14 protein-coding genes are annotated in these 13,975 nt (G+C 62.4%); 9 read left to right on the top strand and 5 right to left on the bottom strand.

The window, feature by feature from the left end:
* Positions 1 to 3 precede the first annotated feature (3 nt).
* From M1E02_RS02585 to purM, 3 genes are read left to right on the top strand one after another with little or no spacing between them, the layout of a single operon-like run.
* On the top strand, positions 4 to 384 hold the full coding sequence (locus M1E02_RS02585) for a hypothetical protein (protein ID WP_479376608.1): 381 nt from the start codon (positions 4 to 6) through the stop codon (positions 382 to 384).
* Between the two features lie 47 nt (positions 385 to 431).
* Complete coding sequence (gene purF, locus M1E02_RS02580) at positions 432 to 2,081, top strand: amidophosphoribosyltransferase (protein WP_479376607.1); 1,650 nt, start codon at positions 432 to 434, stop codon at positions 2,079 to 2,081.
* Positions 2,078 to 3,229, top strand: coding sequence for a phosphoribosylformylglycinamidine cyclo-ligase (purM, locus tag M1E02_RS02575; protein WP_479376606.1), 1,152 nt, complete (start codon positions 2,078 to 2,080; stop codon positions 3,227 to 3,229). The genes purF and purM overlap by 4 nt, the downstream gene beginning before the upstream one ends.
* A 25-nt stretch (positions 3,230 to 3,254) precedes the next feature.
* On the opposite strand, the gene M1E02_RS02570 is transcribed toward purM, so the two are convergent.
* Positions 3,255 to 4,067, bottom strand: a complete 813-nt coding sequence (locus M1E02_RS02570) for a VOC family protein (protein ID WP_479376605.1) — start codon at positions 4,065 to 4,067, stop codon at positions 3,255 to 3,257.
* A gap of 272 nt (positions 4,068 to 4,339) precedes the next feature.
* Entirely contained in the window at positions 4,340 to 4,573 is a 234-nt protein-coding gene (locus M1E02_RS02565; protein WP_479378039.1) for a DUF3073 domain-containing protein, read from the bottom strand.
* A 597-nt stretch (positions 4,574 to 5,170) separates the two neighbouring features.
* Between M1E02_RS02565 and M1E02_RS02560 the strand changes: the two genes are divergently transcribed.
* A complete protein-coding gene (locus M1E02_RS02560; RefSeq protein ID WP_479376604.1) occupies positions 5,171 to 5,698 on the top strand; it encodes a septum formation family protein in 528 nt (175 codons plus the stop codon).
* Positions 5,699 to 5,753: 55 nt separating this feature from the next.
* Here the strand turns inward: M1E02_RS02560 and clpB are convergent, their stop codons facing one another.
* Both clpB and M1E02_RS02550 read right to left on the bottom strand, forming a co-directional pair.
* Positions 5,754 to 8,411, bottom strand: a complete 2,658-nt coding sequence (clpB, locus tag M1E02_RS02555; RefSeq protein ID WP_479376603.1) for an ATP-dependent chaperone ClpB — start codon at positions 8,409 to 8,411, stop codon at positions 5,754 to 5,756.
* 102 nt (positions 8,412 to 8,513) lie between these two features.
* Positions 8,514 to 9,545 carry a PHP domain-containing protein gene (locus M1E02_RS02550; protein ID WP_479376602.1) on the bottom strand — a complete coding sequence of 344 codons (1,032 nt, stop codon included), beginning with the start codon at positions 9,543 to 9,545 and terminating at the stop codon, positions 8,514 to 8,516.
* A 189-nt stretch (positions 9,546 to 9,734) separates the two neighbouring features.
* Between M1E02_RS02550 and M1E02_RS02545 the strand changes: the two genes are divergently transcribed.
* A complete protein-coding gene (locus M1E02_RS02545) occupies positions 9,735 to 10,394 on the top strand; it encodes a PadR family transcriptional regulator (RefSeq protein WP_479376601.1) in 660 nt (219 codons plus the stop codon).
* 25 nt (positions 10,395 to 10,419) lie between these two features.
* A complete protein-coding gene (locus tag M1E02_RS02540; protein WP_479376600.1) occupies positions 10,420 to 11,004 on the top strand; it encodes a GNAT family N-acetyltransferase in 585 nt (194 codons plus the stop codon).
* On the opposite strand, the gene M1E02_RS02535 is transcribed toward M1E02_RS02540, so the two are convergent.
* The gene (locus tag M1E02_RS02535; RefSeq protein ID WP_479376599.1) at positions 10,946 to 11,569 is read right to left on the bottom strand and encodes a hypothetical protein; all 624 of its coding nucleotides are present in this window, start codon (positions 11,567 to 11,569) and stop codon (positions 10,946 to 10,948) included. The two genes, M1E02_RS02540 and M1E02_RS02535, sit on opposite strands and share 59 nt — an antisense overlap.
* Before the next feature lie 267 nt (positions 11,570 to 11,836).
* On the opposite strand from M1E02_RS02535, the gene M1E02_RS02530 reads away from it, so the two are divergent.
* Genes M1E02_RS02530 through M1E02_RS02520 form a run of 3 tightly spaced genes read left to right on the top strand, consistent with a single transcriptional unit; the run spans position 11,837 to position 13,657 of the window.
* Positions 11,837 to 12,283: a hypothetical protein gene (locus M1E02_RS02530; RefSeq protein ID WP_479374577.1), complete on the top strand. Its 447-nt coding sequence runs from the start codon at positions 11,837 to 11,839 to the stop codon at positions 12,281 to 12,283.
* Positions 12,247 to 13,287, top strand: a complete 1,041-nt coding sequence (locus M1E02_RS02525; RefSeq protein WP_479374576.1) for an IS3 family transposase — start codon at positions 12,247 to 12,249, stop codon at positions 13,285 to 13,287. The genes M1E02_RS02530 and M1E02_RS02525 overlap by 37 nt, the downstream gene beginning before the upstream one ends.
* A gap of 22 nt (positions 13,288 to 13,309) precedes the next feature.
* Positions 13,310 to 13,657 carry a carboxymuconolactone decarboxylase family protein gene (locus M1E02_RS02520; protein WP_479376598.1) on the top strand — a complete coding sequence of 116 codons (348 nt, stop codon included), beginning with the start codon at positions 13,310 to 13,312 and terminating at the stop codon, positions 13,655 to 13,657.
* Positions 13,658 to 13,975: the final 318 nt, after the last annotated feature.

Genomic DNA, 13,975 nt, shown 5'->3' with positions numbered 1-13,975 from the left:
GGCATGTCTTTCGAAGAAACTCCCGGCCCTGCAGGCAACAATCCGCTTCCGGAGCCGGAGCGCCGGGGCGTCACTGTTCGCAGGGCTCCCAGGTATGTGCCTTTCCTCATACTGGGCGGCATTGTGGGCGTGGCGGTAGCGGCCGTCGTCGCCTTTGCAGTGCCGGGGAGTGCCAGCTATGACCCCGGTTCAGTTTTTGGTTTCTTCATGATCCTGTTCGCTGCCGGCGGGGCCCTCCTCGGCGCCGCTGCAGCCCTCATACTGGACCGCCTGAGCGTACGGCGCGTCGAGCACGCCGTCGTCGAATCCGTTCCCGATACTGATGGTGAGACGGAAATCAACCCCGACGCAGGCTCGGACGGCCGGCCTTCCCCGCAGTCATAAATGCCCCGCCGGAAAAGTCTTAGCGTAGGGCGTGAGATAATCGACCAGTGGCACGCGGCGACGGAAAACTTTCTCATGATCTTCTCCCTGGCGAAAAAGGCCCTCAGGACGCATGTGGCGTCTTTGGGGTCTGGGCACCAGGTGAAGAAGTAGCAAAACTCACCTACTACGGGCTGTATGCATTGCAGCACCGCGGTCAGGAGTCGGCTGGCATAGCCACTTCCGACGGCAAGCGGATCAACGTCTACAAGGACATGGGCCTGGTGTCCCAGGTCTTTGACGAGACCACGCTGAACACTCTGACGGGGCACCTTGCCGTAGGCCACTGCCGTTACTCCACCACCGGCGCAAGCCACTGGGCCAACGCCCAGCCCACCCTCGGCGCCACCTCCACGGGCACCGTCGCCCTGGCGCATAACGGCAACCTCACCAACACTGCCGAGCTCAAGGCCATGATCATGAGCCGCAACGGCGGCCAGCTCAGCGGCGAAATGAAGCAGGGAAACACCTCAGATACCGCCCTGGTCACGGCGCTCCTGGAAGGCGAACCCGGCAAGTCGCTGGAGCAGACTGCAATCGAGCTCCTGCCCAAGATCAAGGGCGGATTCTGCTTCGTCTTCATGGACGAAGGCACCCTGTACGCCGCACGCGACACCTACGGCATCCGCCCCCTGTGCCTCGGCAGGCTGGAACGCGGCTGGGTTGTCGCCTCCGAGCAATCAGCCCTGGCCACCGTCGGCGCCAGCTTCATCCGCGAGATCGAACCCGGCGAATTCATCGCCATCGACGAAGCCGGCGTAAGGTCCGTACGGTTTGCGGAGGCGACGCCGGCCGGTTGCGTTTTCGAGTACGTCTACCTCGCCCGCCCGGACGCCTCCATCGCAGGACGCTCCGTGTACGAGTCCCGTGTTGAAATGGGCCGTCAGCTGGCCCGGGAAAACACCCAGGAAGCCGACCTGGTCATCCCGGTCCCAGAATCAGGAACGCCGGCAGCCGTGGGCTACGCCGAGGAATCCGGCATCCCCTTCGCCCACGGGTTCGTCAAGAACTCCTATGTGGGCCGTACCTTCATCCAGCCATCGCAGACGCTGCGCCAACTGGGCATCAGGCTCAAGCTCAACGCCCTGGAATCAGTGATCCGCGGAAAGCGTGTTGTCGTGGTGGACGATTCGATTGTCCGCGGCAACACCCAGCGCGCCATCGTCCGGATGCTCCGCGAGGCCGGTGCCGCCAGCGTCCACATCAAGATTTCCTCGCCACCAGTGAAATGGCCATGCTTCTACGGCATCGACTTCGCTTCCCGGGCAGAGCTCATTGCCAACGGAGCCACCGTGGATGAGATCACCCAGGCCATCGGGGCCGACTCCCTGGCCTACATCTCCGAAGATGGCATGATCGGCGCCACCCAGCAGCCGCGCGAACGCCTGTGCACCGCCTGCTTCACGGGCAAATATCCCATCGAGCTCCCGGGCGCGGACAAGCTGGGCAAGAACCTGCTTGAGCGCACAGACCTCGGCGGCCTCCCGGCCGCCGGAGCCTCCGCTCCGGTCAGCCCCTCCGACGAGGTACCGGCTGACGAGGATCCCGCGGAAAAAGCCGGCGCCACCGGCTGCGATCCGGGGCCCGACTCCGAATTTGAAAACCTGCTGACTGACGCTGATCGCCTGATCGACTCTGACAAGAAAGAGCCAGTATGACTTCCGCTTCCCCAGCCACCGGAGCCAACAGCACCGGAATCACCTACGCCTCTGCCGGCGTCGACGTCGAAGCGGGCGACCGCGCCGTCGAGCTGATGAAGGGCGCGGTCAAGGCGACCCACAATTCCTCGGTGCTTGGTGGAGTGGGCGGCTTTGCGGGCCTTTATGACGTCTCCCGGCTGCTGACCTACAAGCGTCCGCTGCTGGCAACTTCCACGGACGGCGTGGGCACCAAGGTCGCCATCGCCCAGGCCATGGACATCCACGACACCATTGGCTACGACCTCGTGGGCATGGTGGTGGACGACATCGTGGTGGTGGGCGCCGAGCCGCTGTTCATGACTGACTACATTGCCTGCGGCAAAGTTGTTCCCGAACGCATCGCGGACATCGTCCGCGGCATTGCCGCCGCCTGCTCCGTGGCCGGTACCGCGCTGGTGGGCGGCGAAACCGCAGAGCACCCGGGCCTGTTGGGCGAGCACGAATACGATGTTGCCGGTGCTGCCACCGGTGTGGTCGAAGCCGATTCCCTGCTTGGCCCCGACCGTGTCCGTGCGGGCGACGTTGTGATCGGCATGGCCTCGTCCGGACTGCACTCCAACGGCTACTCCCTGGTCCGCCGGGTCATCAACCACGCCGGCTGGGCACTGGACCGCCAGGTCTCCGAACTGGGGCGCACCCTCGGCGAAGAACTGCTGGAACCCACCCGCGTTTACGCCGCCGATTGCCTGGACCTTGCCCGGACTTTCCCGGTCAACTCCGGGGCAGGAGTCCACGGCTTCAGCCACGTCACCGGCGGAGGCCTCGCGGCGAACCTCGCCCGCGTTCTCCCGCAGGGCCTCGTAGCCACGGTGGACAGGGCAACCTGGGAACTGCCGGCCATCTTCAAGCTGGTCTCCGAGCTCGGCAACGTGCCTCTCGCGGATCTGGAGCGCACACTGAATCTGGGCGTGGGCATGGTGGCTATTGTTTCTCCGGAAGTTGCCGACGCCGCTGTGAATCGCCTGAACGACCGAGGCCTGCCTTCATGGATCATGGGCACAGTGGAACAGGATTCCGACTCCATCATCAAGACCGGAGTGGACTACGTCCAGGGTGCCAAGGGTGTGGACGGCGGCGCTGTCCGCCTGGTCAACGCCTACGCCTAGCCCTACCGCTTCACCGCGATGGTGTTTAGGGAGTGGGCTCGATTTCCACCACACTGAAGACGCCGCCCTGGGGGTCCTTCAGCGTTGCCACGAGGGTTCCGGCATCCTCAGCAAACTCAGGCTCCACCAGAACTTCCGCTCCGGCCGCCGCAGCTGCCATAACAGCTTCGGAAGCGCTGGACACACCGAAGTAGACCTGCCAGCCCTGGCCGGCAGGTGATGCCGTCGCTTTATCGCCGACGGCACCTCCCGCCGATGCGATTCCGGCCACCTCAGCGCCGTTCACCATCAGCGTGATGTAAGTGCCGCCGTCGTCCTGGGCGTATTCGGTGACGTCGTGGCCAAAAAGGTGCTGGAAAAACGCGACGGCGGTCTGCGGCTCGGGCGTCAGCAGCTCCGCCCAGGCGAATGCGCCGTGCTCGTTGTGCAACCCCGAGCCCTTATGCGTGCCGGCCTGCCATACTCCCGTTGTGCCGCCGCCGGGCACCTCCATAAAGAGCATCACCCCCGTATCCGCCACGTCCTCCGGCCCGAACTGGACTGTGCCGCCAGCGTGGACCACGTCGTGGGCAAGGCTCCGGGCATCATCGGCGGCAAAATACACGTTCCATTGGGCGGCCTGGCCTGCAGCCTCCTGGCTCGGGTTCTGGGGCGCGATCACACTGACCAGTTCCTCGCCGATGAACGCCTGAGCGTAGCTTCGGCCGTCCGGCGTGGGAAGGTCCTGGAAGGTCCACCCGAAGACGGCGGCATAGAAGGTTTTGGCTGCCTCTACGTCTGGAGTTTGGACGTCCGCCCAGCAGGGTTCGCCTTCTTGGTAGCGTTCAACTCGCGACATGATCATCCCTCCACAGCTTTCGGTAACCCAATCAATCTAGTGCCGGAAAGGGTCCCTACCAACAGTCGAACCGCAGGCCGGCAAGATGAATTGGTTAAACAGAAAGCCCGTTGGCACACAAAGAAACAGTGTGCCAACGGGCCTGATAACTGAGGTCGGAACTCCTCGTCCATGCACGCATGGATTCGGGTACCGAAAAAGAAGCATCGCACTTCATGTACGACGGCGACACGCTACTGAGTGAGCCTTACGGCAAGTTCAGTGAGCGACAACTAGCCGATGCGGCGGCTGTCTACCTCGTCGTCGTCTTCTTCCAAATCGTCCGCGTACTTATCCACATAAGCTGAATAGTCCGGTTCTACCGGGTCATCCGCGAAATGGCTCGTGGCACGACTTCCCGGGCCCGTCAGCTCACGCTGAAGTGCCGTGTAGTCAGTGTTCGGGGAGTAGTACTTGATGTCCCGAGCCTGCTTTGTAGCTTTTGCCTTTTGACGGCCGCGCCCCATGGCGTGACCCCCTTTTGTACTTGGACCGGAGGTGGTCACCTTGGCGATCGGTGAGGCCCCGGAATGTTTGGTCAATTTGTCGTACACCTAGGTTACATGCTTTCTGGGGCAACTGCGCGCCAGTTCACCGCCCCTGTGGGAAGAGTCTCGCGTGGTGCACACTTCGTAGACCACTTCCCTGACTGTTTCTTGGGTAGAGTCGGGGTGGGGGATGCACGGATTTGCTGGCTACAGCCTGTATCCCGCACCAGAACCAGCAGGGAAGAGGTGAGGTCCGCAGTGGATAGAAAAGATGCCGGGCAGAACAAAGACGACTCGCATCAGCCCGCCTCCGGCACGGGTAAAAGCACCCCGCATGTGCCGCCGCAACCTGCAAAACCTCCCACCGTTCCCAATGCCGTAACTCCTCCCGCCCCGCCACTAAAACCGGCAGTCCTTCCGGAAACGGCCAAGATGCCGCCCGAACCCAGCGCGCCTGAAACAAGAACTCCTGAACCTGACGCGCCCGAAACAGGCACCTGGGAACCGATTGAGCCAAGTACTCGGGAACAAACTGAATTTAAGCCAGCGGCAGCCGAACGGAAGCCGAGACAGCCTATGTCAGACCGCACCAAGCAGCTCCTCATCAACGGCAGCATCATTGCAACCGGCCTGGTGCTGCTGGGGCTGATGGCCTGGGGTTTGATGACCTTCCTCAATACAAATTCCCGGAGTGAACAGGCTTCCGACGGCGGCACCCCTGCGCCCACTGCCGACGCGAGCCCCCTTCCGCTCCCCAGGGAAGGCGTGAGTCCGTTGGACTTCCGCCTCGGTGACTGTTTCAAGGACTTCGACCCCAACGCCACAGGCTCCACTATGGTGGCATGCGACACGGAGCACTCAGCTCAACTCGTCGCTGTCCATCACTATCCGGAAAGCGACGCCTACCCGGGGCAAGATGCGCTCAGAACCAAGGGGCGCGAAATCTGCCAGAACGCCAAACTCAATGGCGCCGAGGCAAACTACGTGCTCTTACAGCGCACGGCATTCCCGAGCACTACAAGCTGGGAAACAGGCGACCGCCGCGTGGACTGCTACGTCACCGCCCAGGACGGCAACGTCATCAAGGAGACCCTGCTCCCCTGAGCAGTTTCCCCGAACGCTGCTGCCCTTTCCGGCCCTGATAATCCCGGGGCCTTCGCTAGTCCTTACGGCGGACCGACAGACCGCTTCCTACGAGTTCCCTGCCGTCATTCATGCCTGCTGTCATCAGGCCCTCGACGGTGAGCTCGTCGACGTCGGCGGCGGTGTCAACGAGGACTGTGTCGCCGTCGGTGATGTCCCCGGCGAGCAGCGCCCTGGCCAACCGGTCGCCGATCTCGCGCTGGACCAGGCGGCGCAGCGGGCGGGCGCCATAGGCGGGGTCAAATCCGGACATCGCCAGCCAGGCCCGTGCACTATCCGTGACCTCCAACGTCAGCCGCCGCCCATGCAGCCGCGCGGCGAGTTCGTTCACCTGAAGCTCAACGATCTTTGCGAGTTCGTCGATGGTAAGGGCGTCGAAGAGCACCACTTCGTCAAGCCGGTTGAGGAATTCGGGCTTGAAGGATGCGTTCACTGCAGCCATCACGGCGTTCCGCTTCGCCTTCTCATCCGGGGTCTGATCTACCAGGAACTGGCTGCCCAGGTTGGACGTAAGCACCAGGATCACATTCCGGAAGTCAACGGTGCGGCCCTGGCCGTCGGTCAGCCGGCCGTCGTCGAGCACCTGCAGGAGGATGTCGAAGACTTCAGGGTGGGCCTTCTCCACCTCGTCCAGAAGGATCACGGAGTACGGACGACGACGGACGGCTTCAGTCAGCTGACCGCCTTCCTCATAACCCACGTAGCCGGGAGGGGCACCCACCAGCCGTGCCACGGAGTGCTTCTCCGAGTACTCGGACATGTCGATCCGGACCATGGCCCGTTCGTCGTCGAACAGGAAGTCCGCCAGCGCCTTGGCCAGCTCCGTCTTCCCCACGCCGGTGGGGCCCAGGAACAGGAAGGAACCGGTGGGCCGGTTGGGGTCGCTGATGCCTGCACGGGCACGGCGAACAGCATCCGAGACGGCAGCGACTGCCTTGGTTTGACCGATCAGCCGCGCCCCCAGCACCTGCTCCATGTTCAGCAGCTTCTGGCTTTCGCCTTGCAGCATCCGCCCTGCCGGAATCCCGGTCCAGGCGGAGATGACTTCAGCGATGTCATCCGCGGTGACGTCCTCGGCCACCATCTGGTTGGACTTGTCCGTCACGGCCGCCTCGGCCTCGGCGGCGGCGTTCAGCTCCCATTCAAGGGCAGGAATCTCACCGTAAAGCACGCGTGACGCCGTCTCCAGGTCACCTTCGCGCTGGGCCTTGTCCGCCGCGGAGCGCAGTTCGTCCAGCTTGGCTTTGAGGTCGCCCACGCGGTTGAGTCCGGCCTTTTCAGCTTCCCAGCGCGCGTTCAGCGCATCGAGCTGTTCCTTCTTGTCCGCCATGTCCGCGCGGAGTGCAGCAAGGCGTTCCACGGAAGCGGCGTCGGTTTCGCCGCTGAGGGCTAGTTCCTCCATGGTGAGCCGGTCCACCTGGCGCCGCAGCTGGTCGATTTCCTCCGGGGCGGAGTCAATTTCCATCCGCAAGCGGGACGCGGCCTCGTCCACAAGGTCGATCGCCTTGTCCGGCAACTGCCGCCCGGAAATGTACCGGTGGGACAACGTGGCAGCAGCTACAAGGGCGGAGTCGGCAATAGCTACCTTGTGGTGGGCCTCGTAGCGCTCCTTGAGGCCACGCAGGATGCTGATGGTGTCATCCACGCTCGGCTCCCCGACGTAGACCTGCTGGAAGCGCCGCTCGAGCGCCGGGTCTTTCTCGATGTTCTCGCGGTATTCGTCAAGGGTTGTGGCACCGATCAGGCGCAGTTCTCCGCGGGCAAGCATGGGTTTGAGCATGTTGCCGGCATCCATGGAGCTGTCCCCGGTGGCGCCCGCGCCCACCACGGTGTGGATCTCGTCGATGAAAGTGACGATCTGCCCCTCGGAGTTCTTGATCTCCTCGAGGACAGCCTTGAGGCGCTCCTCAAATTCCCCGCGGTACTTAGCCCCGGCCACCATTGAAGCCAGGTCCAGGGCGATCAGGCTTTTGCCACGGAGGCTTTCCGGGACGTCGCCGGCCACGATCCGCTGGGCCAGGCCTTCGACGACGGCCGTCTTGCCAACGCCTGGTTCACCAATGATGACGGGGTTGTTCTTGGTGCGGCGGCTCAGCACCTGGATGATGCGGCGGATCTCGGAATCGCGCCCGATGACGGGGTCCAGCTTGCCCGCCCTGGCCATGTCCGTCAGGTCCGTGCCGTACTTTTCCAGCGACTGGAAGGTGTTTTCGGGGTTCTCACTGGTCACCTTCCGGTCCCCGCGGAGGCCCGGCAAGGCGGCAAGGAGCGCTTCATGGGAGGCACCGGCGTCGCGCAATAACCTTGCAGCGGCGTCGTTGCCGGCAGAAATCCCGAGCAGCAGGACTTCGGTGGAGATGTGGGTATCCCCCAGCTTGTCAGCCTCGTTTTTGGCGTTCTGGATAGCCTGAAGAGCGGGCCGGGACAGCTGGGCCTGCTGGGTGGAAGATCCCGATGTAGCGGGGAGGGCCTTGATGGCCGAGCTGGCCTGGACGCTGACAGCATCGACGTCGGCACCGGTGGCGCGCAGGAGTGCGACGGCGACACCCTCGCGCTGGTCCATGAGCGCCTTCAGCAGGTGCGCAGGCTCCACCTGCGGATTTCCTGCCGTGGAGGCATTCATGGCTGCGGCCGAAAGAGCCTCCTGGCTCTTGATGGTGAAATTGGCGTCCATACAGGGCTCCTTTCGGGGAAGATTTTCTAAGTTGAGTGTACAACGCTCAACTTTAAGCTGCGGCCGTGCGGGGGCACTTTTGCCGTGGGCGAACAGCTGCTCTCAGCGTTTACGCCGCGTCCACTCAAGGAGTTTTTCCAGGGGCCACGTGGTGACGATCCTGTCCGCCGGCACCTCGTTCAGGACAGCCCGCTCCGCGCCGTACTGGAGGAAATCGAGCTGGCCGGGGGCATGGGCGTCACTGTCGATACTGAACAGGCAGCCCGCGTCGAGGGCCAGCTGGATCAGGTTGTCCGGCGGGTCCTGACGCTCCGGCCGGGAGTTGATTTCGACTGCGACGTCGTTCTCAACACATGCTGCAAACACCCTTTCGGCGTCGAACTCCGATTCGGGGCGCGTGCCCCTGGAGCCGGTGACGAGCCGGCCAGTGCAGTGGCCAAGAACATTGGTGTGGGGGTCCCTGATGCCTCCCAGCATTCTCCTGGTCATGGTGCCCTTGTCCGAGCGAAGCTTCGAATGCACACTCGCCACCACGACGTCGAGGGTGTCCAGCATGGCGGGCTCCTGGTCCAAGGTGCCGTCCTCCAGAATGTCCACCTCGATACCCGTCAGGAGGCGGAACCCGTCGGACTGTTCAGTCCCGCTTTGTTCATTGATGAGGGCCACCACGTCAAGCTGCTTTGCGAGGCGTTCGGGTGTCAGCCCGTTGGCAACTTTCAGATTCGGGGAATGGTCCGTCAGGGCCAGATATTCGTGCCCCAGCATCCGCGCCGTGTCCGCCATGACCTCAATGGGGGAACCGCCGTCGGACCAGTCACTGTGGCTGTGGAGGTCCCCGCGGAGCGCTTTCCGTAGCCCTTGGCCCCCTTGGACGAGGGGCTTGGCCGCACTGCGGAGCTTCTCCAGATAGTCAGGCACCTGGCCTTCCAGTGCCTGCCTGATGACCTCGAATGTCCTGTCCCCGATTCCACCCATTTTCCTGAGCCGGCCGGTCCGGACTCCCTCAGCCAGCTCATCCCGTCCCATTCCCTGAATGGTGTCCGCTGCGTTCCGGAAAGCCTTCACTTTGAAAGAGGGGGCGAGGTCACGCTCGAGCCAGAAAGCAATCTCATTGAGTGCATCAGTGGCGTCCATTTCTCCATCTTGCCTGAACTTCGGCTCTTCGCGCAGGGTCCCGCGGCTCTGATTGCCAACGAGATGGCGTTTCATCAGCTGCTCAAAACTTGTTCTTGACCGGCGATACTTACCGATATATCGTTAACTATCGCCGAGGCATCGGCGATACTCTGACAAGAGACAACCAAATGGAAGGAAGATGCCGTTATGAAGGGCATTCACGACAACAAATTTGCAAACCCCGATGAAGCGGGTCAAGAAGGGCACGCGGGTCATATGGAGCATGTGCCAGGTCGCTTCGGGCGCGGCAGGAGCCGACGCGGACCCCATGGACATGGCGGATTCGGACCGGGCGGATTCGGACCCGGCGGCCGTGGTTTCGGCCCCGGATTTGGGCCTGGCTTTGGCCCGGGTTTTGGTCCCGGTGGATCACGGCGCGCCAACAGGGGGGACGTTCGTTCGGCGATCCTCTCCCTCCTCGCCGAAGCACCATCCAACGGATACGGGCTGATCAAGACGATCGCCGAGAAGACCTCAGGAACCTGGCGTCCAAGCCCGGGCTCCGTCTACCCGACTCTGCAGCAACTGGTTGATGAGGAGCTCATTACCCCGGTTGGCGAAGGCCGGCGCACGGAGTTCACGCTCACTGACGAGGGCAGGGCCTATGTCGCAGAGAACGCCGAGGAGCTCGAAAACGCCTGGAACTCCGACCCCAAGGGAACCGGTCCCGCGTTCCACCAAAGCGTGGGAAAGCTGATGGGCGTCATCCACCAGTTCCGCTTCTCAGCCACCGAGGAACAACGCAATGCGGCAATCGAGAAAATCGATGAAACCCGCCGGGCGCTCTATCACATCCTTGCGGACTGATCTGCGAAGTGATCAGGGCAACCATTTGATCAGGCCAGCACGACCCGACGAACTCTCCACGCTTCAGGACATCGAAGTGGCCGCGGGAGCGATGTTCCTGAGCGTGGGGATGGACGCGGTAGCCGAGGATCCTCCGCCGGAGCTCAGCGACTTGGCTGCTCAGCAGCGGGCCGGGTACATCCTGGTGGCCACAGACACGGTGGACCTGCCCATTGCCTACCTGGCCCTGGAGGAACTTGATGGGTGGGCGCACATAGACCAGGTGACCGTCCACCCGGACCATTCCCGTCAAGGCCTCGGCCAGAGCCTGATTCTGGAAGCTGGACGTTGGGCTGCCAAGCGTGGTCTTGAAGGGCTGACGCTGACAACGTTCCGGGACATACCTTGGAATGCGCCCTACTACCGGCGTCTCGGCTTCAAGGAGGTCCCGGAGAACGAATGGTCAGAAGGCGTCCGCCGGGTCGTCGCAGAAGAGGACGCCAACGGGCTGAACAGGTGGCCGCGGGTCGTCATGGAAATGCCGGCTCCGACGGCCCTTGCACGATCTCGTCCTACGGATCCCAGTATTTCTGCACGCGACCGGCAGCCTCCGCCAGTTGGTCGCGACTGATGATGATGGATGTTTCCTTCATGCCCAGGTTATTCCACTGGGCTACGAAGCGAACGTCGCCGTTGCCGGGCATTGGCCAGAGCCAGAATCTGGTGGACGAGGACACTTCATCGTCATTGCCCGATCCTCCTCCCCCGCCCGTCATCATCAGCAAGGGACCTGTGACCGGTTCAGTACCGTCAAACATTCCGGCGCTCGGAGGCGCCGTTGTAGCTTTGCTCCCGTCCGGGTACGCTACCCCGAATCGCAGACCCCCGGTATCGCCTGCCGCATCAGGGTATTGGAAGGCTGATCGGTTGAAGCATTGCTCGGTGATCCAACTCCATTCAGTGTCCGTATCGTTCTCCCCTCTACGCACCGACCGCACAACTTCGATGTGGCACCCGGTGGAGAACACGTTCACCTTCTTCATTGCCATCACCATCCGGGCTGAGCGGTACAGGAACCGACCTACTGGAATTACTGCTGGCAGTTCGTCCGACGGCGGCCCCGCCCAAGCAGGCGGTACCTGCTTGGGGCGACGTGGCCGTTCAGCTCGAGAAGGCAAATCATCGAAGAATGACATGCCCTCATCCTCGCAGGAGCGTCAACCTCCATTGCCAGGATTAGGTGCCTATTGTGGGAGACATGAACCAAAATCCGCATGAAGATACTCCCACCAAGCATGTCTTCATCGACAAGCAGCATCCTCCACTCTGGCGGGCGCTGAATGGACTGGGTTTGAAAGTGCGGGAGGCCGCCGAGGAGGCTGGAATCCCCTGTGTGTCAGGCTGTTGTGTGACAGGTTCCCTGTTACCCGGAGTTGGTGCTCAGAGCGGGGGAAAGGTCCATCATGGATTTCGTTATGCCTGTCCGTGTTTCGAATCGGAAGCACTTCACTACCGATCAGAAACACGCGATTCTGGATGAGTACGATAAATGCCTCGAGTGGGGCTCTAAAGCCGCTTTTATCAGGACAGCGGGGATCACCGAGGGCACTATGAACCGTTGGTGCCGCGAGCGGGAGTCCGGGCAGCTGAGGTCCAGATCCGACAATCTAGAGGAGGATCAGCGATTGAACGTGGGCGATAAACAGATGCTCAAACGGGTCCTGAAGGAAAACGAAATCCTCAAGGCCAAGCTGGCGCGGTCCGAGGCTGCCGTGGACATTTTGGGAAAAGCTTCCGCGCTCTTGGACGCGATGGCCAAGAGCGCGGCCGCGACGGATCCAAAAGTGGAGGAGCCGGAGCCGGGCCGGCCGGAGTGGCTGACGCCAAAACCTGGAAAAACATCGCCCTGACCTTTGCCGGGAAACTGATCACGGCCGGCTGGTCCGCGGTGAAGGCCTGCGCCTTGGTGGGTGTTCACCGCACGGCCTGGTACCGGCGTCTGAGCCCATCCACGCCACCGGGAATCATGGTGCCACATGCCGACCGCGACTACCCGAACCGGATCACCGGCGCCGAAGCCGACGCCTTCATGGGGCTGCTGAACTCCAGGGAATACGCCAACCTCTCCGTCACTCAGGCCTACTACCGGATGCTCGATGCGGGGCACTGCTTCTTCTCCATCGCCGCCGCCCACCGCATCGTGGCCCGGAACGGGCAGAATGGTGACCGCCGCGAACAGCGCATGGGAACCGGCCCTAAAAGAGCCAAACCCATTCTGCATGCGACCGCCCCGAACCAGCTCTGGAGCTGGGACATCACTATGCTCCACGGACCGGGTAAACACACCTACCGGCTATACACGATCCTGGACGTGTTCTCCCGCAAAGTCGTCGGCCACCGCGTCGAACATACCGAAACGGCTGCCCTCGCAGCCGCCCTAATCAATGTCGCGGTCACCGAAAACCAGCAGCACCCTTCCGTACTCCACTCCGACAACGGCGCACCCATGCGGGCCGGCAGCACCCTCCAGCTTGCCCAATCCCTGGGCATCACACTGTCCTACTCCCGCCCGCGGGTCTCCGACGACAACCCCTACTCAGAATCCCTGTTCAAGACAGTGAAATACGACCTGGACTTTCCCCGCCGATTCCGCGACCTCCAGCAAGCCCGCGAATACATGACGGCATTCTTCGCTGACTACAACGCCAGCCACCGCCACAGCGGCTTGAACTACTACACGCCCGACACCGTCCACGAAGGACGAGTCGAGCAGGCACGCCGACGCCGCCAGACAACACTCAACGCCTGCCACGCCCGGAATCCTCATCGCTACCGCAACAAACCCACCGCACCAGACGCCCCGGCCGACGCCGGCATCAACTACAAAACCAACCAGCTGTCACAAACAGCTTGATATATACCGAATCAGCCGCTCATTGGTCGAACTCCTGTATGTCCGCATCTCTCAGCTCAACGGCTGCGCCTTCTGCCTGGACATGCATGTGAGAAACGCGTTGAAGGAAGGCGAGACCACCCAACGCCTCGCTGTGCTTTCAGCCTGGCGGGAGACCGACCTCTTCACCGAGCAGGAAAGCGCTGCTCTCGCCCTGGCCGAATCCGTTACCGAACTCCCTGATGCGGCCACCCGGGAGCGCGAGGAAGAGTCCGCCCGCGAGCACCTGAGCGATGAGGAGTTCTCGGTTGTGACCTGGCTGGCCATCACCATGAACGCCTTCAACCGGGTGTCCATCATCAGCCACCACCCCATACAGAACGACGCCTGAGAGCTGGCTCCAGGCCCAAAGGCTCAGGGCTGGATAACCTCAGACGGGTAAACCCCTCAGGCATGGGCCCCGCATTTATCCCGGGCACCAACGTCGACCGGCTTTTGTGGTAGCCAGCCTGTACGAAGCCGCTACTGAATAAGAAGATCTTCATTCGGCAAGCAAATTTAGCCCCGCCTTGCGCCCAGTTCGCGGCAGAGTGTTGTTCACTTTGGCGATTGTCTGCACGGAGACGGGCCTTTCAGCTATCAACCTGGAGCTTTAAGGATGTTTGGAGAACCAGAAAAAGCACATCCAGGCTCATGCCGTCCTTTTCCT

Source organism: Arthrobacter sp. Z5-13, assembly GCF_056499105.1.
The sequence above is the reverse complement of the archived record's forward strand: the minus strand, read 5'-3'. Positions and strand labels throughout refer to the sequence as shown.